Annotated in this window: 15 protein-coding genes; 5 read left to right on the top strand and 10 right to left on the bottom strand. The window is 54.0% G+C overall.

The genetic code is table 11. The annotated features are described in order from the left end of the window. Position 1: 1 nt before the first annotated feature. The 4 genes from BZK42_RS20075 to BZK42_RS20060 all read right to left on the bottom strand — a co-directional run bounded on the left by BZK42_RS20075 (position 2) and on the right by BZK42_RS20060 (position 4661). Positions 2-880 (bottom strand): [formate-C-acetyltransferase]-activating enzyme, encoded by an 879-nt coding sequence (locus tag BZK42_RS20075; RefSeq protein ID WP_075848799.1) that lies wholly within the window; start codon positions 878-880, stop codon positions 2-4. Next, positions 846-3143, bottom strand: a complete 2298-nt coding sequence (locus tag BZK42_RS20070) for a formate C-acetyltransferase (RefSeq protein WP_016157928.1) — start codon at positions 3141-3143, stop codon at positions 846-848. The genes BZK42_RS20075 and BZK42_RS20070 overlap by 35 nt, the downstream gene beginning before the upstream one ends. Before the next feature lie 103 nt (positions 3144-3246). Next, positions 3247-3567: a PTS fructose-like transporter subunit IIB gene (locus tag BZK42_RS20065; protein WP_016155279.1), complete on the bottom strand. Its 321-nt coding sequence runs from the start codon at positions 3565-3567 to the stop codon at positions 3247-3249. A 14-nt stretch (positions 3568-3581) separates the two neighbouring features. Then, a complete protein-coding gene (locus BZK42_RS20060) occupies positions 3582-4661 on the bottom strand; it encodes a PTS fructose transporter subunit EIIC (RefSeq protein WP_003825153.1) in 1080 nt (359 codons plus the stop codon). A 308-nt stretch (positions 4662-4969) separates the two neighbouring features. Here BZK42_RS20060 and ptsP point away from each other — a divergent pair, with 308 nt between their 5' ends. From ptsP to gldA, 3 genes are read left to right on the top strand one after another with little or no spacing between them, the layout of a single operon-like run. Beyond that, entirely contained in the window at positions 4970-7471 is a 2502-nt protein-coding gene (gene ptsP, locus BZK42_RS20055; protein ID WP_080859922.1) for a phosphoenolpyruvate--protein phosphotransferase, read from the top strand. Between the two features lie 15 nt (positions 7472-7486). Further along, positions 7487-8149, top strand: a complete 663-nt coding sequence (fsa, locus tag BZK42_RS28415) for a fructose-6-phosphate aldolase (RefSeq protein WP_016157926.1) — start codon at positions 7487-7489, stop codon at positions 8147-8149. Positions 8150-8161: 12 nt separating this feature from the next. Further along, the gene (gldA, locus tag BZK42_RS28410; RefSeq protein WP_049040568.1) at positions 8162-9265 is read left to right on the top strand and encodes a bifunctional L-1,2-propanediol dehydrogenase/glycerol dehydrogenase; all 1104 of its coding nucleotides are present in this window, start codon (positions 8162-8164) and stop codon (positions 9263-9265) included. Between the two features lie 84 nt (positions 9266-9349). Here gldA and katG read toward each other — a convergent pair whose 3' ends face one another. From katG to BZK42_RS20035, 3 genes are all read right to left on the bottom strand, one after another. Further along, positions 9350-11530 (bottom strand): catalase/peroxidase HPI, encoded by a 2181-nt coding sequence (gene katG / locus BZK42_RS20045; protein WP_016155274.1) that lies wholly within the window; start codon positions 11528-11530, stop codon positions 9350-9352. A gap of 168 nt (positions 11531-11698) precedes the next feature. Further along, positions 11699-12586 carry a methylenetetrahydrofolate reductase gene (gene metF, locus BZK42_RS20040; protein ID WP_016155273.1) on the bottom strand — a complete coding sequence of 296 codons (888 nt, stop codon included), beginning with the start codon at positions 12584-12586 and terminating at the stop codon, positions 11699-11701. A 157-nt stretch (positions 12587-12743) separates the two neighbouring features. Beyond that, positions 12744-13652 (bottom strand): LysR family transcriptional regulator, encoded by a 909-nt coding sequence (locus tag BZK42_RS20035; RefSeq protein WP_080859912.1) that lies wholly within the window; start codon positions 13650-13652, stop codon positions 12744-12746. Positions 13653-13740: 88 nt separating this feature from the next. Here BZK42_RS20035 and BZK42_RS20030 point away from each other — a divergent pair, with 88 nt between their 5' ends. After that, the gene (locus tag BZK42_RS20030) at positions 13741-14118 is read left to right on the top strand and encodes a carboxymuconolactone decarboxylase family protein (protein WP_016157923.1); all 378 of its coding nucleotides are present in this window, start codon (positions 13741-13743) and stop codon (positions 14116-14118) included. A 37-nt stretch (positions 14119-14155) separates the two neighbouring features. Here BZK42_RS20030 and BZK42_RS20025 read toward each other — a convergent pair whose 3' ends face one another. After that, positions 14156-15712, bottom strand: a complete 1557-nt coding sequence (locus tag BZK42_RS20025) for a bifunctional metallophosphatase/5'-nucleotidase (RefSeq protein WP_080859910.1) — start codon at positions 15710-15712, stop codon at positions 14156-14158. 133 nt (positions 15713-15845) lie between these two features. On the opposite strand from BZK42_RS20025, the gene BZK42_RS20020 reads away from it, so the two are divergent. After that, positions 15846-17021, top strand: a complete 1176-nt coding sequence (locus BZK42_RS20020) for a cytoplasmic protein (RefSeq protein WP_080859908.1) — start codon at positions 15846-15848, stop codon at positions 17019-17021. Here BZK42_RS20020 and metL read toward each other — a convergent pair. Both metL and metB read right to left on the bottom strand, forming a co-directional pair. Next, the gene (metL, locus tag BZK42_RS20015) at positions 16996-19428 is read right to left on the bottom strand and encodes a bifunctional aspartate kinase/homoserine dehydrogenase II (protein WP_080859906.1); all 2433 of its coding nucleotides are present in this window, start codon (positions 19426-19428) and stop codon (positions 16996-16998) included. The genes BZK42_RS20020 and metL overlap by 26 nt on opposite strands. Positions 19429-19430: 2 nt before the next feature. Continuing rightward, positions 19431-20591, bottom strand: a complete 1161-nt coding sequence (metB, locus tag BZK42_RS20010; protein ID WP_016155267.1) for a cystathionine gamma-synthase — start codon at positions 20589-20591, stop codon at positions 19431-19433. Positions 20592-20726 lie beyond the last annotated feature (135 nt).

Raw genomic sequence — 20726 nt, 5'->3', positions numbered from 1 at the left:
ACTATCCTCCTACTGTTACCTGAAATCCGGCGCATTCTGCCATCTTACGTATAAAACCTATCTCTTGCGCCGACGGGACGGGCACTTCTTTCATCGACCAGGGTAATCCGAGCAGGTTGTATTTCGGTTCGCCATATTGATGAAACGGTAGCAGGTGTACCTGCTTTATGCCTAATGATGACAACAGCGTCAACGCCTGCTGCGTGTTCTCTACATTCATCGTAAAGCCCGGAATCAGCGGCAGGCGAGGTATGATATTAACCCCTTCAGCGACCATTAGTCGTAAATTCGCCAGCACGCGCGGCAGGTTCATATTAATGGTCTCACGCGCCAAATGGACATCCATAATTTTGAGGTCAAACAGCACCTCATCGCACTCTCTTGCCAGCGATAACAAACGACTGGCTGGCGCATCGCCAGCCGTTTCAATCGCGCAGCGAACATCCCAGCGCCGCAGACGTTGCAGGAATCGTACGGCAAAGGGCGCTTGCATCAGCACTTCACCACCGGAAAGCGTCACCCCCCCGCCAGAGGTGCGAAAGAAAATATCATCTTTCATCACTTCACGTTCCAGCTCGTCCAGCGAGATATCACGACCGATACGTTCAAACGCACCGGAGGGACACTCATCAGCATCACGTAGGCAGGGTGTACAGTGCAGGCATTTACTCTCCCGCCGTACTGTTTCAATACGTGGGGAGAGAGATTCAGGGTTGGCGCACCACGGGCAGGTATGCGGACAACCTTTAAAAAAGACTACCGTACGAATACCTTGTCCATCATTCAGTGAGTAACGCTGAATATTAAATATACGCGCGACGTCCTCGCCACGTGGGTCAATAACCTCACAGCTGATGCGCGGTGCGGCGAATGATGTCATCCTGGATCTCCTTCGACAGCTCGACAAAGAAGGCGCTGTAACCCGCCACGCGCACCACCAGCCCGGCGAAATCTTGTGGGCGCTGCTGCGCTTCTCGCAATGTGTCGGCATTCACCACATTAAACTGGATGTGCTGGAGCTTGAGCTGGGTAAATGCCCGCAGAAAATCCGCCAGCTTGCGTAAACCAGCCTCACCTTCCAGTGTGGCTGGCGTAAACTTCACGTTCAGCAAAGTCCCATTGGAAAGCAATGTGTTATCCAGCTTGCTGACCGATTTCAATACCGCCGTCGGCCCTTGCATATCCTGCCCCAGCATCGGCGACAGCCCCCCGTCCGCCAACTGTTCCCCGGCGAAGCGACCATCTGGTGTCGCTCCGACGACCGAACCCAGCGGCACGTGCGCAGAGACAGTATATGAACCCGGTGTAAATTGCCCGCCGCGTGGATTCTGGTATTTCTCTACCTCTTTGCAGTAATGACGCAGCAGTTCGGCGCTGATGTTATCTACATCATCAATATCGTTGCCGTATTTTTCGAAGCGGTTAATCAGCCGGGCGCGAATTTTCTCGCCTTCCGGGGTAGCAAAGTTGTCTTTTAGCACCGACAAAAGTTCGTCAAAAGTTAAGCGCTGTTGTTCAAATACCAGTCCATTGAGCGCATGCAGCGAATCGCTCAGGTTCGCAATACCGATCCCCTGTACGCCGGAGAAGTTATAACGCGCGCCGCCGTCGGTAATATCACACCCTTTATCCAGGCAATCGCTAATAAACGAGGAGAGCAGCGGCACCGGCGCCCAGTCGCGATGACCGATATCGCAGATATTACTGCCTTCGACCATCAACGTAATGTAGTGGCTGATTTTGGCACGAATATGCTTCAACAGGTCTTCGTACGTCAGCGCGCGATTGCCTTCGTTCTCATGCAGGCAGATTTCCATTACTTTCAGCAGATTAAACATGGCGATGTCGTGCAAACCGTATGTTCTGCCAGGAATAGACAGCTCGACACAGCCGACTACCGCGTAATCTCGCGCATCTTCCAGCGAGACGCCACGGTTAAGAAATGCGGGCACCACCACTTCATCATTAAAGATTTGCGGGATGCCGGTCCCGAGGCGAATGGTCTGTGCCGTTTTCATCAGGAACGGCGTATCGATCAACGCGTTCGTGCGCACACCGAGATTTGGTTGCGGCAGTTGTACGCTCTGATAAGCATCAAGACAGAGAAACGACAGTACGTTTACCGCACTACGACCATTCTCCGTTAATCCCCCAAGCAGTGCGGTGTAACCCGTTGGGAAGCCAGCGAAATAGCGCGCGCTGCTTGTGGATCGCAGCAGTACAATGTCATTGCATTTCACCCATAGCGATTCGAGGATTTCTTTTAAGAGTGCAGGATCTTCCCCCTGCGTCAGCGAGGTCTGATAAAACGGCAGCATATACTGGTCGAAGCGTCCGAGTGAGAGCGAACTGGCGTTGGACTCATATTGCAAAATAATGTTCATGTACCAGAACAGCTGACATGCTTGCCAGAAGGTTTGCGGCTTATGCTGGGCGTTATGCCGGGAGTTTTCCGCAATCGTCAGCAATTCCTGACGTCGCTGCGCATCCGGGCAGTTTTCCGCCATTTGTTCTGCCAGCAGGGCGTAACGCAGAATGTGGCTTTGCGAAGCCTCAAGCAGCAACAGAGCAGCCTGATAAAAGTGGTTATCCGGCTGCTGCAGACAATGCGCCCGCATCTGCGCTACCAGTTCGCCAAGCCCGAGATTCAACAGGCGTGGATAATCAATAATGATATGCCCCTGACCTTTATCCGTCTGGTTAACGCTAAAAATCTGCGTACGGACAGCGGCTTTTACCTCATCGGTCATCTGACCGTTGATGAAATCTTTCATCGACCGCTTTTCCCAGTACGGATACAGCACATCGCGATAGAGATGTTTATCCTCTTCGCTGATGTCAAAACGGTCCTGCGGACGGGTTGGAAACTGCTCCAGCTCGTTGAGCAGCCAGTAAGGATCCATTTCCGGTGACATTATGCCCGCCCGCGGTTTAACGGTACGGTTCCCGGCTATCAGTTCCTCATCACGAATCGATATTTCAACGTGCTCAAGAATATATGCGGTGGCTTTCGCCCGCCGCAGAATAACCGGCTCTCCCTCCGTCTGCTGGTGGCTGGCGGTATATAGCAGCGCACGCTCAAGCGAAATTTCGCGGTTATTCTGAAACAGAGCGTTTTTTAAACGTTGGATACGGTTAGTCATGAGGAACTCCTGTAGAAAAACTGATGCCAGATGGCGCTGTGGTTATCTGGCCTACGTATCAGTAGGCCGGATAAGTCGCCCCCCCCCTCCGGCAAACAAACCGTTATGCGGTTTGCGCAAGGTGTGCGCCAATCTTGTTCATGATGGCGTCGGCACGTTTCACTGCATCGCTGATGTTGACACGAACGATAGTTTTGCCCGCAAAACGCTCTTCAAACTTAATACCAATGTCTTTGGTCAGAATCACCATGTCGGCTTCTGCCACATCCGCCGCGGTCAGTTCGTTTTCCAGACCGATCGACCCCTGAGTCTCAACCTTTACTTCCCACCCCTTGGCTTTAGCGGCGCTTTCCAGCGCTTCGGCGGCCATATAGGTGTGGGCAACGCCAGAAGGACATGCAGTTACTGCGATAATCTTGGTCATGACTCATTCCTCACTTAATTCATTTCAAAATCTAAATCCAGGTCGTCTTCTTTCTGGTCGACCTGAGACACTTTTTTCCGCGCCAGACTTTTCAGTACGTTAACGCACACTGCGGTCACTACAGCCCCTACGGCAACCGCCGCGATATAACCCAATTTTCCTTCCACGACCGGCAGAACAATCAGCCCGCCCCAGCCGGCATAACACTGCGCACCAAACAGCGCGGCGGTTACCGTGCCGCAGGCCGAACCCACCATAATGGATGGGATAACGCGCAGCGGATCGGCGGCAGCAAAAGGAATTGCGCCTTCCGTTACGCCAACGCAGCCCATCACCAGCGCGGCTTTACCGGCTTCACGTTCTTCAGAAGAGAAATTCTTACGACCAATCAGCGTCGCCAAACCTAAGCCCAGCGGCGGCACGCAGATCCCTACCGCGGCGATTGCCACCACGGTATAAACACCCTGCGCCACGCAAATCAGCATGAAGGCGTAGGCAACTTTGTTAATCGGCCCACCCATATCGAAGGCCAACATCAGTCCCATAATTACCGCCAGCAGCACGATGCTGCCCTGCTGCATACCCTGCAGCCACTCGGTCAGGCTAGTGGTTAACGCGCCAACGGGTTCTCCCAGGCCCCACATCATGATGCCTGCGGTGATAAAGGTGCCGACAATAGGAATAACGAAGATAGGCATTACCGATCGCAACACCTTATGTACGGGGATCTTCTTCAGATAATGGACGACGATACCGCCAATAATCCCGGCAATTAGCGCGCCGAAAAAACCTGCGCCGAAGCTGTTTCCCACCCATGCGCCAATCGCACAAGGGGCGAGAGCAGAACGTTCAGCAATGGAATAACCAATGTAAGCGGCAAGGAATGGCACCATCAACGTCAGCCCTGCGACGCCAATATCAAACAGTTTCTTGAGATTAGGATCGGTCGCCGCATCCGGTACCGCGCCCTTGCCATACAACATGACGGAGACCGCCAGCAAAATTCCACCCGCGACTACGAAGGGGATCATATGCGAAACACCTGTCATCAGGTGCTGACGGGTATTTTTCAGGATTTGTACCAACTCTTTCATAAGTCGCTCCCAGGCTGCCTAAAGCCCATATCCATAAACTTGTTGCGGAAAACAATAGGCAATCCGACGCGGCGCAAACAGTGGATAAAAAGGCCATTTGCTGGACTTTTGTAATGTCAGCGCAAAAATGCGATCCGCCTCATAACTTGTAGTTTCTCGGAATTTATAGAGGACATGCTGACTTGTGAGGGATATCTCACTTTGATGGTTACATTACATTTATCCAGTTTTTGGCAGATTTGTCAGATGGCAGGTTCAGGCGTTGCCCTTTTATCCTGTAGCGAGAAATCGTTATGGGAGATGAGGCTATGGCCCTGATTGTGGAATTTACCTGTGAGCTGCCCAATGGCGTACATGCGCGCCCGGCAAGTCACATAGAAACGCAGTGCAACACCTTTACTTCGCACATTGAGTGGCACAACCTGCGTACCGAACGTAGGGGTAACGCCAAGAGCGCATTGGCACTGATTGGCACCGATACTCTGGCGGGTGATAGCTGCCAGTTGCTGATTTCCGGTGCAGATGAACAGGCAGCCCACCAGCATTTAACCCAATGGTTACGTAATGAATTTCCACACTGCGATGCACCGCTAGCGGAAGCCAAAAGCAACGAGCTGGAGCCACTTCCTGCATCCCTCACCAATCTAAACCCACAGCTTTTTCGCGCTCGCACCGTCTGCAGCGGCAGTGCGGGAGGCGTACTTAGTCTGCTCTCTTCGCTGGATCTCAACGCCCTTAACAATCTCCCATCCGCTAAAGATATTGAAACCGAGCAGGCGGCACTGGATAACGGCTTAACGCTGCTGATGAAGAATATTGCGTTTCGGTTACTCGACAGCGACGGCGCAACCAGTGCGATTCTGGAAGCACACCGCTCGCTGGCAAGCGACCTCTCACTGCGTCAGCACCTGCTCGCTGGAGTATCTCGCGGGTTAAGCTGCGCCCAGGCGATTGTCGAAAGTGCCGGACATTTTTGTGATGAATTCGCCCGCTCCAGCAGCAGTTATTTACAGGAACGTGCGCTGGATGTGCGCGATGTCTGCTTCCAGCTTCTGCAGCAAATTTATGGAGAGCAGCGTTTCCCTGCGCCGGGAAAACTAACCCAGCCTACGGTCTGTATGGCGGACGAGCTCACACCGAGCCAGTTCCTCGAACTGGACAAAACATTGCTGAAAGGCTTGCTGTTAAAAAGCGGCGGTACCACTTCACACACGGTGATTCTCGCCCGGTCATTCAACATTCCTACGCTGGTTGGCGTGGATATTGAATCCTTGATGCCATGGCTGCAGCAAACGGTTTATATCGATGGTAACGCAGGAGCGGTCATTGTTGCCCCTGATGAATCCGTCGTACGTTACTACCAGCAGGAAGCCCGTATCCAGGATGCCATTCGAGAACAACAACGTATCTGGCTGACCCAGGAGGCGCGCACGGGTGATGGCATCCGCATGGAAGTCGCCGCCAACATCGCCCATTCCGTGGAAGCGCAAGCAGCCTTTGGCAACGGTGCGGAAGCGGTTGGCCTGTTTCGCACGGAAATGCTGTATATGGACCGTACCTGCGCCCCGGATGAGAACGAGCTATACAACATTTTCTGCCAGGCGCTGGAGCCCGCGCAGGGACGCAGCATCATTGTGCGCACCATGGATATCGGTGGTGATAAACCCGTTGATTACCTGAATATTCCTGCCGAAGCCAACCCGTTCCTTGGTTATCGCGCGGTGCGTATCTATGAAGAATACGCCGCTTTGTTTACCACACAACTGCGATCGATCCTGCGCGCATCAGCGCACGGTTGCCTGAAAATCATGATCCCAATGATCTCCTCTATGGAAGAGATCCTGTGGGTCAAAGAGAAGCTGGCCGAAGCTAAACATCAACTGCGTACTGAACACATCCCGTTTGATGAGAAGATCCCGCTCGGTATCATGCTGGAGGTTCCGTCAGTGATGTTCATCATCGATCAATGCTGCGAAGAAATTGATTTCTTTAGTATTGGCAGTAATGACCTGACGCAATATCTGCTGGCGGTCGACCGCGACAACGCCAAAGTTACCCGCCATTACAACAGCCTGAATCCAGCCTTCTTGCGCGCACTGGATTACGCCGTACAGGCGGTACATCGTCAGGGAAAATGGATTGGCCTGTGCGGCGAACTTGGCGCTAAAGGTTCAGTGCTACCGCTGCTTGTGGGACTGGGTCTGGACGAGATCAGCATGAGCGCTCCCTCCATTCCCGCCGCCAAAGCGCGGATGGCGCAACTTGACAGCCGCGCCTGCCGTCAGTTGCTGAATCAAGCAATGGCGTGTCGAACGTCGCTGGAGGTCGAACATCTGCTGGCTCAGTTCCGCATGACTCAACAGGATACCCCTCTGGTTACCGCCGAGTGCATCACGCTGGATAGCGACTGGCGTAGTAAAGAGGAGGTCATCAAAGGGATGACCGACAACCTCCTGCTGGCAGGTCGTTGCCGCTATCCGCGTAAACTGGAAGCCGATCTGTGGGCGCGCGAAGCGGTCTTCTCTACCGGATTAGGTTTTAGCTTCGCCATTCCACACAGCAAATCAGAACATATTGAGCAGTCCACTATCAGCGTAGCGCGCCTGCAAGCGCCGGTACGTTGGGGTGATGATGATGCGCAATTCATTATTATGCTGACGCTCAACAAACACGCCGCTGGCGACCAGCATATGCGTATTTTCTCGCGTCTGGCACGGCGCATTATGCATGAAGAATTCCGTAACGCGCTGGTTAACGCCGCCTCTGCCGACGCTATCGCCAGCCTGCTGCAACATGAACTTGAACTTTAAAGAGGGTGTTTTTGTATGGAACTTTACCTTGATACCGCCAACGTCGCGGAAGTCGAACGTCTGGCACGCATCTTCCCAATCGCGGGTGTCACCACCAACCCAAGCATTGTGGCAGCAAACAAAGAATCCATCTGGGATGTGCTGCCGCGCCTGCAAAACGCCATTGGCGAAGAGGGCATTCTGTTTGCCCAAACCATGAGCCGCAACGCACAAGGCATGGTGGAGGAAGCCAAACGTCTGAGCAACGCGGTCCCCGGTCTGGTGGTAAAAATCCCGGTGACATCCGAAGGTCTGGCCGCGATCAAGATGCTGAAAAAAGAGGGTATCACCACGCTGGGAACCGCCGTGTACAGTGCCTCTCAGGGGCTGCTGGCAGCGCTGGCGGGGGCGAAATATATCGCGCCTTACGTTAACCGTATTGACGCGCAGGGCGGCGACGGAATTCGCACGGTACAAGAACTGCAAACGTTACTGGAACTGCATGCGCCCAACAGCATGGTACTGGCAGCCAGCTTTAAAACCCCTCGTCAGGCGCTGGATTGCTTACTGGCAGGATGCGAAGCAATCACCCTGCCATTAGACGTAGCGCAACAAATGCTCAATACCCCTGCGGTAGAGTCAGCAATAGAGAAGTTTGAACATGACTGGAACAATACATTTGGTCACATCAACCTGTGAGGGAAATAAAGTATGGATCGCATTATTCAATCACCTGGTAAGTACATCCAGGGTGCCGATGTTATTACCCGTCTTGGCAACTACCTCAAACCACTGGCAGAGCGCTGGCTGGTCGTTGGGGACAAGTTTGTCTTAGGCTTTGCCCAGGGCGCACTGGAAAAAAGCTTCCAGGATGCCGGACTGGCGCTGGAGATTGCACCGTTTGGCGGCGAGTGTTCACAAAACGAAATCGACCGTCTGCGCGGCGTGGCAGAAAAAGCGCAATGTGGCGCAGTACTTGGTATTGGCGGCGGTAAAACGCTGGATACCGCCAAAGCGCTGGCGCACTTTATGGGCGTGCCTGTCGCCATTGCGCCAACCATCGCCTCTACCGATGCACCGTGCAGCGCGCTGTCCGTTATTTACACCGATGCCGGTGAATTCGATCGCTATTTGCTGCTGCCCAATAACCCGGACAGGGTCATTGTTGATACCAAAATTGTCGCGGGCGCACCGGCGCGTCTGTTAGCCGCGGGCATCGGCGATGCGTTGGCGACCTGGTTCGAAGCGCGCGCCTGTTCACGCAGCGGCGCAACCACCATGGCGGGCGGTCAGTGCACTCAGGCGGCGCTGGCGCTGGCTGAGCTGTGCTTTAATACGCTGATAGAAGAAGGTGAAAAAGCTATGCTGGCTGCCGAGCAGCACGTGGTAACGCCTGCGCTGGAGCGCGTTATTGAAGCCAACACCTATCTGAGCGGCGTCGGTTTTGAAAGCGGCGGTCTGGCAGCGGCGCACGCCATCCATAACGGTCTGACAGCAATCCCGGATGCGCATCACTATTACCACGGCGAGAAAGTGGCTTTCGGCACGCTGACGCAACTGGTACTGGAAAACGCGCCGATCGATGAAATTGAAACTGTTGCCGCGCTGTGTCATTCCGTTGGCCTGCCGATTACCCTGGCGCAACTGGACATCAAACAGGATATTCCGGCGAAAATGCGCATTGTGGCTGAAGCTGCCTGTGCCGAAGGCGAAACCATCCACAACATGCCTGGCGGCGCAACGCCGGACCAGGTATATGCCGCCCTGCTGGTGGCTGACCAGTACGGTCAACGTTACCTGCAAGAGTGGGAATAACCGACCAATAAAAATCCCCGCAATTGCGGGGATTTTTTGTTCATACTATGCCGGACCCGCGCAAGCGACATCCGGCATGGTCTGTTACAGCAGATCGAAACGATCCAGGTTCATCACTTTCACCCATGCGGCAACGAAATCTCTCACGAACTTCTCGTGAGCATCGCTGCAGGCATAAACTTCAGCCACTGCGCGCAGTACAGAGTTAGAACCAAACACCAGATCGGCGCGAGTTGCGGTGTATTTTACTTCGCCGCTCGAACGGTCACGGCCTTCAAACAGCTCTTGTGACTCATCAACCGCCTTCCACTCATGACGCATATCCAGCAGATTGACGAAGAAGTCAGTGCTGAGTACGCCAGGGCGATCGGTAAAGACGCCGTGCTGGCTACCATCAAAGTTGGTGCCCAGTACGCGCATACCGCCCACCAGCACGGTCATTTCCGGTGCGGTTAGCGTCAACTGCTGCGCTTTGTCGATCAGCAGCGACTCGGTGGTCGACACGTCAGGACGAGCGCGGTAGTTACGGAAACCATCGGCAATCGGCTCAAGCAGTTCAAACATCTCAATATCCGTTTGATCCTGACGCGCATCCACACGACCCGGCGCAAAAGGTACCTTGATGCTGACGCCCGCAGCGCTAGCCGCCTGCTCGATACCGACAACACCGGCCAGCACGATAATATCGGCCAACGAGGCAGTATGGGCAGACTTATAAATACCTTCCAGCACAGGCAGAACGCGTGCCGCGGTGGCATTCACATCCCAGCCGCGTTGTGGGTCCAGCGCCAGACGCGCACCGTTAGCGCCGCCACGTTTATCCCCGCCACGGAAAGTCGATGCCGAAGCCCACGCTACCGATACCAGTTCGCCCACGGACAGTCCGGAAGCAGCGATGGTCGCCTTCAGCTTCAGGATATCTTCTTCGCTTGGGTTGAAGAACGCATGCGGCAGCGGGTCTTGCCAGATCAGATCTTCTTTTGGCACTTCCGGGCCAATGTAACGCGATTTTGGCCCCATATCGCGGTGCGTCAGTTTAAACCACGCACGGGCAAACGCTTCGTTGAACGCTTGCGGATCGTTCAGGAAACGGCGAGAGATCTTCTCGAACTCAGGATCGAAACGCAGCGTCAGGTCGGTAACCAGCATCGTCGGCTTGCGTTTTTTCGACGGATCAAACGGATCGGGAATAATTTCTGGCGCGTCAACCGCTTCAAACTGAATCGCGCCTGCCGGACTGCGAGTCTGCACCCACTCATATTTGAACAGGTTCTCGAAGAAATAGTTGCTCCATTGGGTAGGCGTCTGCGTCCACACCACTTCCAGACCAGAAGTAATTGCATCCGCGCCCGCGCCACTACCGTAGCTGCTGGCCCAGCCCAGGCCCTGCGCTTCAATCGGTGCGGATTCTGGATCGGCGCCAACGTGCGATGCCGCTGCTGCGCCGTGGGTTTTGCCCAACGTATGACCGCCGCCAATCAGCGCCACGGTTTCTTCGTCGTTCATCCCCATGTTACCGAAGGTCGCGCGAATAGCCGCTGCCGCAGAAAGCGGTTCGCCGCTATGGTCCGGCCCTTCCGGGTTCACATAAATAAGGCCCATTTCGGTGGCGCCCAGCGGCGCTTTTGCCAGCTCTTCCGGGTGACGGTGAGTCAGCCAGGCTTTTTCATCACCCCAGTTTACGTCGAGATCCGGTTCCCAGACATCTTCACGACCGGCACCAAAGCCAAAGGTACGGAAACCTGAGTTTTCCAGCGCCACGTTACCCGCGAGGATAAACAGGTCGGCCCAGGAAATTTTCTGACCATATTTCTGCTTGATTGGCCACAGCAGACGACGCGCTTTATCAAGGCTGACGTTGTCCGGCCAGGAGTTCAGTGGTGCAAAACGCTGCTGTCCGCGACCCGCTCCACCGCGTCCATCGATAGAGCGATAGGTTCCCGCGCCGTGCCATGCCATGCGGATAAACAATCCGGCATAGGTTCCCCAGTCAGCGGGCCACCATGGTTGAGATTCGGACAGAAGGGCTCTGAGATCCCCTTTCAGGGCAGAATAGTCGAGTTTACTAAACTCTTTGCGGTAGTCGAAGTCCTCACCCAGCGGGTTCGAACGGTTGGAATGTTGGTTTAAAAGATCAACGCGGAGTTGATTTGGCCACCAGTCGCGGTTATTCGTTCCTGCTCCCGCGCTCTGATCGTGACCGCCTTGATGAAAAGGACACTTACCGGCAGTTGATGCGTTTTGGCTATCGTCGGACATGCTCATCTATATGCTCCCTTTACAGTGTTCTGACTACGATATACACCACCAGAGATAAGATATAGTCGAAATAACCCACAGATTCGATAGCTAATTCCTTTTATATTTTAAGTTACAGAGATGTAGATCAAAATGATCAACAAAAAGCCCTCCGTAGAGGGCTGGGGCATCTGTTTAGTTAGGTCTTACACCCAGTGTGTGACAAATAGCGTAGCTCATCTCGGCACGATTGAGGGTATAGAAGTGAAAATCCTTCACCCCTTCGCGACTGAGAATTTTCACCATATCCATGGCGATATTCGCGCCTACCAACTTGCGGGTTTCCGCGTCATCATCAAGACCATCAAACATGGTCGACATCCACGCAGGAATGCGGACGTTGGTCATGTCAGCAAATTTTTTCGCCTGCTTAAAGTTAGATACCGGCAGGATGCCCGGAATAATTTCCACATCGATTCCCGCAGACACGCAGCGATCGCGAAAGCGCAGATAGCTTTCTACATCGAAGAAAAACTGGGTGATCGCGCGGTTTGCACCGGCATCAACCTTACGCTTCAGGTTCAGCAAATCCGCCTGAGCGCTTTTCGCTTCCGGGTGCACTTCCGGGTAAGCCGCAACGGAGATATCGAAGTCTGCAACGTCTTTCAGCAGAGTCACCAGGTCGGAAGCATACATATCCGGTTTACCGCTTCCCGGCGGCAGGTCGCCGCGCAGGGCAACAATATGACGAATACCGTTATGCCAGTAGTCCTGAGCAATGGTACGCAGCTCATCACGGGTCGCATCAATGCATGTCAGGTGCGGGACCGCTTCAAGACCTGTGCGATCCTTAATGCCTTTAATAATGCTGTGCGTACGGTCGCGCTCACCAGAGTTTGCACCGTAAGTGACTGATACAAACTTCGGCTTCAGGCTGCTCAGGCGATCGATGGAGTTCCACAGGGTTTGCTCCATTTCACTGGTGCGCGGCGGGAAAAACTCAAACGAAACGTTAATCTGACCCTGCACTTCTGCCAGGCTCTGATTCAGGGCTTCCCGCTGGTTGGCGTGAAAAAAGCTCATACCTTACCTCATCAATCTTTTGTCGTTATATGTTGTGTTGTGAACTGCTATACGTTTAGACGTCTAGATGTAAAAATGACGGAAAAGCATGCTGGCGTCAACACAAAAATCATCGTTAAAGGTGAGGAATACTCAGCCAACGTGAAAAAAATTCACATCAGCTTGAAATGGTGAGGGATTGCGTCACGACCGTCTGTAGCCACTCTACTTTTATTACGTTCTCAGGCAGCGTCGCTAACCCCATGCTAAGCCGCAATTCTGTATCAGTAAGCGGAAGGAAGATCACACCCTGACGCTGGATAGCGGAAAAGGAGGCCGGAACCAGGCTCAGACCGTCACCCTGCGCGATCCGTGCCAGCAGCACGTCATGTTCCATTGGCTCCTCAATAAGTGCAGGAGAGTAACCAGCACGACGAAAAATGTGTCGAGTGTAATCAAAAAAAGCAGGGTTACGTTCACGTTTGAACCAGAACAGCGGTCGGTGGTTCAGCGACGTTAACGAGAGCGAAGGCAGAGCCGCCTCTGGCCAGAGCGCGGGTAAGGCGGCGATCATCGATTCTTGCCAGCCGAGCGGCGTGACGCTAAGACCCGAATTCTCAAGCGGTAGCGCCACCAGCGCTGCATCCAGTTTTCCCCGACGCACCTGACGCGCCAGTTCAGGCGAACCATGACGGACAATATGTAGCTTCTGTACACGCGTAGCAAGCTGCGACTCAAGCGCCGCAAAAACACCCTGCTCAAACGCTGTACTTAGCCCTAAGCGCAGAGATTGCTCTCCCGTTTTCGCTATCTGACTCAACGCCGCCCAGGTTTTATCCTGTAGCGCCAATAGCGGGCGCACGATTTCAAGTACGCGCTGGCCGTCCTCCGTCAGCGTAAGTCCACGGGTATGACGGACAAAAAGCGTCACCCCCAGGCGCTCTTCAAGCTGGCGAATGTGGCGACTCAGCGGCGGCTGCGACATAAATAAACGCAGCGCCGCTCGACTCATGTTGTTCTCTTCCGCCACCACGGAAAAATAGCGTAGGAGGCGGATATCCAGAGAGTGCAAAGGCGATGTTGTCATACCGAAAAGGTATCACGGAAACGGTATTACCCCAATCATTCTGCGCGCTCTATCCTCATGCCGTACACGAACTCACGAGGTGATTATCATGGATTCAGAACGCTATTTAACCGGTCAGAGAATGCTGCAACAGGTTGATGGAAAAGGCGGAGATGCGGTAGTCGAAAGTCTGCAGGATATTGCGCCAGACTTCGCCCAATACCTGATTGAATTTCCTTTTGGCGACATCTATTCAAGGCCGGGGCTGGATTTACGCAGTAGAGAAATTGCCACCGTCGCCGCGCTCACCGCCATGGGTAACGCCGCACCGCAGCTTAAGGTACACATCGCCGCCGCGCTGCACGTTGGCTTAACACAGGAAGAGATTATTGAAGTGATGATGCAGATGGCTGTTTATGCGGGATTCCCGGCAGCACTAAACGGCCTGTTCGCCGCAAAAGAGGTGTTTGCCTCCCACAGAGGTTAAAACAAAGGCCAGCGGAATATCTGCTGGCCTGACCTCACTACGGTTTTACATCTTCCACACGCATGCCTTTGAGTTGTTCATCCGTCAGCGTATTTCCCGCTTTGAAATAATCCACGACCGCATTAGAGACATAGTAACCGCCGGATGTGTTACGCGCTTTACCTTCAGTAAATGTCGTGAAACCATCACCGCCGTCCGCCAGAAAGCTATTGGTGGCAATGTGATAAACCGTGGCATCCTCAATGGGTTTGCCGTTTAACGTCAATACGCTAACCCGCTGACCAACCGGTTTACTGCTGTCATACTTCATCTCCAGTCCTTTGGACACCTGCAATACACCGTTGGTTAAACTCGCGCCGTGCTCCATCAGACTACGTAACTGCTTCCCGGTGAGATCCATGGTTGCCAGCTCATTCGGGAACGGGAAGGTGCTAATGACTGCGCCCATGGTGATGACTCCAGCAGGGATTTCATTCCGAATGCCGCCTGAGTTAGTGAGCGCTAACTGGGTATCTTTACCCGCCGCAACCAGCAACGCATCTGCCGCCAGATTTCCCAGCGAAGAAGATTCACCGTAAGCACGCGTCAGCTCAACCGGCGCGTTGGCAACCGTCTGCTGCACCACTTTATCGAGCTTTTTATTCCAGCCATCAATGACCTGTTTCGTCTGCGGGTCTGGCTGCCACTCATCAGCAAAAATGGTTTTCAGCTCGAAGTTCTTCACGGTAAATTGATGCGGTTTTTGCTGGTAATCCAGCACCAGTTTACCCACATCAATGCCGCCGCTGTCGGTAGACAGAATCAGGGTGTTACCTACTTTAATCGGCTCCGGCGTGCCCACATGCGCATGACCGGTGATCAGGATGTCCAACCCCTGCACCTGGCCTGCGGTCTGGATGTCTTTATCCAGCGCACGGCGTACATCGGTGCCCCCCAGACTGGACTGACGCGCTGGCGTGCCTTCATGGATCAGCGCCACGGTGAGATCGACTTTGCCTTTCAGCTCATCGATATAGCGTTGCAACCACTTCACTTCATCCCGCGCCTCGATCCCGACACGTGTCGCAGCGGAAACCGTATCATCAAAAGCAAACACGCCGTGCAGGCCAATCACGCCAATCTTCACGCCATCTTTTTCAATAATGGTGTAAGGCTTATCCCAGAACATTTTGCTGCTGTTTTGGTAAAAGATGTTGCCCTGCACGATCGGAAACTTTGCCTGGCTCAGTTGCAGCAGCGTATTGTCCCAACCGTGATCGAATTCATGATTACCCATGGTGACAGCGTCAAAATTCATGGTGTTCATGATATCGATAATCGCCTTCCCCTTGGTCAGGCTGCTGATATATGGCCCGGTGAAATAGTCGCCAGCATCCAAAAACCAGGTGGCGCTATTTTTCGCTTTCTCCTGCTTCACCATCGCCGAGATATTGGCCCAACCGCCAATATCTCGTGTGCCATTGGCAATCCATGGCACTTTATAAGGTTCGACATGGGCATGGAGATCGTTGGTATAAATAATCGTGACATCTTTGGCACTTGCCCAGAGCGGCAAAGATACCAGAACACCGACAGCAAGCATTTTTAGCTTCATAACCAATCCCTTTCAGTCATATAAAGATTCGCTACGTTACGTTCTGAAAGGTTTTTTTATGTGAGAAAACTCACATCCATCGGTGATAGTTGCAGGCCAAAATCAACGACCATTAAAAATCGTTGGTAACAGGATGACGTCACTGTTCACTATCAATTGCTGCAAATCCTTTGGCTGCAAAAATCTGGGGCTGGCAAGCTCAGCTGATTACAGCTGGCCAGAATATCGGCTGGGTTATGCCGCACTGCATTGTCGGGCATGCGGCAGCCTTCCACCGCTGTTTGATGAGGAACAGTTCCGTTGCTGGTTGTCGGCATATTTAGCGGATTTTGCCGCTAATCGTGGTCAGTTTTGCCCATGTTGCTACCAACGAGAAATCATCCGCTATGGGCATAATCCCCAGGGCAGCCAGCGCGTCCAGTGCCGAAACTGCAAAAAAGTGTGGACACCAAAGCAGGCGCCTCCCACCGGCATCGTTTTGCCAGAACAAATAGCGACGATTCCCTTGCTCGTCCCTTTTCAGGGCGTTAGTGCAGGCCAGCAACTCTATGTATTACTCTCTTTTGACGCTATTCGCGGCAATGTTCTGCATATTTCCAGCAACTTCACGCCGCACACTGCCGGCATATCATTGCTTTACCGCTGGCGTGGCAGTGCTGAGCCAACAGTCATTCACGACGATATCATTGAGCGAGTGAGTCAGCGGGAAACCCAGTTTTTACGCCGCAGCCAGTTTGATGAAATCCAGTACGGCAGCGCCATACTCAAACGGAATGCCAGCGGCGCGATTTTACGCCCGGTCATTACTGCCCATGGGCATTTCCGCCTGCTGAGCCATCTGTGGCCAGAGGTAAAAACCCATATTATTGCCCACGAATGCTTCCTGCGCGGCGCAGCGATTACCGCATGGGCGGAACAGTTTCGCCATCATCGCGCCTCGCTGTGGTTTATTGATGAAGAAATGAATAACGATAAGCGCACGCTGCCCTGGCAATTGCTGGGTAAAACGTATCAGGGATGGTGGCGAAATCAGTGGCAAATCTGGCAACGAGGCGATATGCGTAAAATGGTGTGTTTGTTAACGCAGGGGCGGGTTGAAGAAAGCGCGTCAATAACCCTGGCGGCAAGCCATCGTTTTCTCGCCTGGTTGCGGCAACAGACGGAATTTGAGCAAAGTACCCGTTACTCTGCCCATTCGGTGTTTCAGGCGATAAGATCGCTGGCAGATAAATACAACGCCCTCATTGAGGGCGATGTTTACACATGTTATCCGGCAACAAAAACTACAGCAGTTGCGCCAGGCGGTTGATATCAGACTGAATCGCCCCGGCGGTCACATCGCGGCCCGCCCCCGGTCCGCGAATGACCAGCGGGTTATCACGATACCAACGGCTTTCAATGGCGAAGACGTTATCGCACGGCAGTAGTGCCGCCAGCGGGTGCTCAGGGCGTACCGCTTCAACGCCAACGCGTGCCTTACCGTTAGCGTCAAAACGCGCCACATAACGTAGCACCAGTCCCATTTCACGTGCCGCTTCCAGGCGTTGCACCATCTGCTCGTTCAGCTCATCGCCATTTTCAAAGAAATGGTCAATAGAACCTGCTTCACAGTGCACAGGCACCAGCGACTCTACGCGCACCTGGTCCGGTTCGATGTCGTAACCCGCTTCACGCGCCAGAATCACCAGCTTGCGCATCACATCTTTGCCGGAAAGATCCACGCGCGGATCAGGTTCAGTCAAACCCTGCTGCCACGCCTGATCCACCAGATCGGTGAACGGGACCGTGCCATCAAATTGCAGGAACAACCACGACAACGTGCCGGAGAAGATCCCGCTGATCGACAGAATAGTATCTCCGCTATCAATCAGATCGCGCACTGTATGGTTGATCGGCAAGCCTGCGCCGACGGTGGCGTTATACAGCCAGTGGCGACCGGTTTTTTCAAAGGCGTCATGAATCTGGCGGTAATTATTACTGCTGCTCGCCCCCGCTAGCTTGTTGGCGCTGATAACGTGGAAGCCATGACTGGCGAAATCCAGATACTGCTCCGCCAACTGCTCGCTGGCAGTGACGTCCAGCACCACTAAATCATCATACGGGTGGGCACGCATCCACAGGAACAATGACTCTTCATCCTGTTCTACCGCCTCGTCATCGAAGAAGGCCAACGCGCGGCTGGCATCCAGCCCTTCGTAATTCAGCAGGCTACGGCGGCTATCAACCACTCCTGCCAGCACGAACTCTAATCCGGTACGCGCCGAGAGCGTGCTCTGCTCGCGGGCAAACAGCTCCAGCCAACGCGACCCAATGTTACCTTTGCCGAACAGCACCAGACCAATGCGTTTTTCCGCGCGGAAGATTGACTGGTGCAGACCCTGAATCAGGCTCTCCGTTGGCCCGGTACGCAAGACGGCGACCAGGCTAATGCCCTCTTCCGACTGCCAGGTGAATTCGACCGGCTGACCTTTCAGCTGTTGCCAAAAGCGATGGCAGTGCAGCGGGTTACGGGTGACGCCCGCCCCAACCATCGCCACCAGCGCCAGCCCCTGGCGCAGACGCAGTTCGCCCGGCAGGCCAGCTTCATCCAGAATTTTCAGTGCGCCATCAGCGACTTCGGAGGTATAGCAAAATTGCAGCAACTGGCGGTCAGGATGCACACCCACTGCCAGCGGACGCACCTGGGTGCGTTTTAAAATCTGATCAATCTCTTTATAGGCCAGTTTAAAGTCCTGGCCAGTGGGAACCTGAAACTCAATCAGGCAAACGTCGTCATGGCTGGTCACAATACGTGCCCCGGTACCGGAAGCCAGCACGCGTTCAATACGCGTCGATCCCTGCTCCGGCGTATAGCTACAACGCAACTGGAGATCGATATCGCTGCCGGAAACCGGCTGGAGGGTGCGGGCATGGAGAACCGGAGCCGCCAGACGCGCCAGCTCGCTGGCTTCATCCAGACGCAGCAGCGGCAGCAGACAGGCATCTTTTACTTTACGCGGATCCGCGCTGTAAACCCCGGCGACATCGCTCCAGATGGTTACGCGGGAAACCCCCGCCAACGCGCCAACCTGCGTCGCCGAGTAGTCGGAGCCGTTACGCCCCAGCAGTACCGTCTCACCGGCGTTGCTGCGGCTAATGAAACCGGTAACGACCAGGCGTTTGCCCGGATGCTGCGCCAGCAGTTGCTGCAGCAATGGGTAAGAAAGACCTTCATCCACCTGCGGCTGAGCGCCGCGCTCGGCACGTAAAAAATCGCGCGCATCCAGCCAGGCTGACTCCAGCCCCTGTTGGTTAAGGACGGCAGACATCAAACGCGCCGACCACACCTCGCCATGCCCGACGACTTCAGCATAGACGGCATCATTCACGCCGCTGTCGAGTAACCCGGCCAGACGCTCCAGATCGTGAATAAACGCGCCGATCAGCCCATCCGCCACCTCAGGAGGTAACAAACCGCTGATAAGCTCACTCTGATAGCGACGTAACGCCTGTTGAACCTGATGCGCAGACAGACGATCGGTCTGGCTTAATTTTAGCCAGCTAATCAACTGGTTAGTGGTACTGCCTGCGGCTGAAACAACCATCATGTCATCAGGCTGCGAGTACTCCGCCATAATGCCTGCAACACGCAGATAACATTTCACATCAGCCAGACTACTACCACCAAATTTGTGCAGTTGACGACCCTTCGTCCCTGCCTGCGCAATCACACTCATGTTTACCCCTTGTTTGCAGCCCGGAAGCCATTTTCCAGGTCGGCAATTAAATCTTCGCCATCTTCAATACCGGTGGAGATACGCAACAGCGTTTCCGAAATTCCGGCAGCAGCACGCGCTTCTGGCGCCATTCCCGCGTGTGTCATGGTTGCGGCATGGGAGATCAGACTTTCAACGCCCCCTAACGATTCCGCCAGCGTAAACAATGACAACCCGCCGAGGAAGCGACGCAGCGTTTGCTCATCGCCATCCAGCTCAAAACTCAACATCGCGCCAAACCCTTTTTGCTGACGCGCGGCAATCTCATGGCCCTGATTATCCGGCAATGACGGGTGATACAATTTTTTCACCAGCGGCTGAGTTTGCAGATAATCCACAATCGCCTGAGCATTACGTTGCGCCACCTCCATACGAGGTGACAGAGTACGCAGGCCGCGCAACAGCAGATAACTATCAAACGCGCCGCCGGTCACACCAATATTATTCGCCCACCATGCCAGTTCAGTGACCATTTCCGGATCTTTTGCTATCACCACACCAGCCACTACGTCGGAGTGACCGTTTAAATATTTCGTGCATGAATGCAACACCAGATCGGCGCCTAATGCCAGTGGATTTTGCAGTGCCGGGCTTAAAAAAGTGTTGTCCACCACGCTGACCGCACCAGCCTCGCGCGCCAGCTGGCAGATTTTCGCGATATCCACCACGCGCAGCAGCGGGTTGCTTGGGCTTTCTACCAGCACCAGCTTCGGTTTTTCCGCCAGTGCCGCCTGCAACGCCTGCTCATCTCCTTGATCGACAAACAGTACGCGATAACAGCCACGCTTTGCCAGGCTGTCAAACAGACGATAGCTTCCGCCGTAGCAGTCGTGCGGTGCGACCAGCAGATCGCCAGGCTTGAGGAATACCGTAGTCACCAGATGAATCGCCGACATGCCGGTATTGGTCAGTACTGCCCCCGCCCCACCTTCCAGTTCCGCCAGCGCACGCTGAACGACATCACGCGTTGGGTTACCGCGACGCGAATAGTCATGGGCGCGAGGCTCATTAAAACCGGTAAAGTTATAGGTGCTGGAGAGGTGGATCGGCGGGACAACGCAACCGTACTGTTCGTCGTCATTTAATCCGCTACGCACTGCGATGGTGGCCTGTTTACGCGTCATATTGAGGAGATCCTGGCTGAGTCGGTGAAAAGTCAGACACCAGAGTAATCATAGTTACGATAGCCGTCAATACATCTGGACATCTAAACTTCTTTGCGTATAGATTGAGCAAACCGGAAATAGCCGTTAAAATTA

The organism is Citrobacter braakii, from assembly GCF_002075345.1.
Taxonomy (GTDB): Bacteria; Pseudomonadota; Gammaproteobacteria; order Enterobacterales; family Enterobacteriaceae; genus Citrobacter; species Citrobacter braakii.
This window is presented reverse-complemented; position numbering and strand designations above follow the sequence as displayed.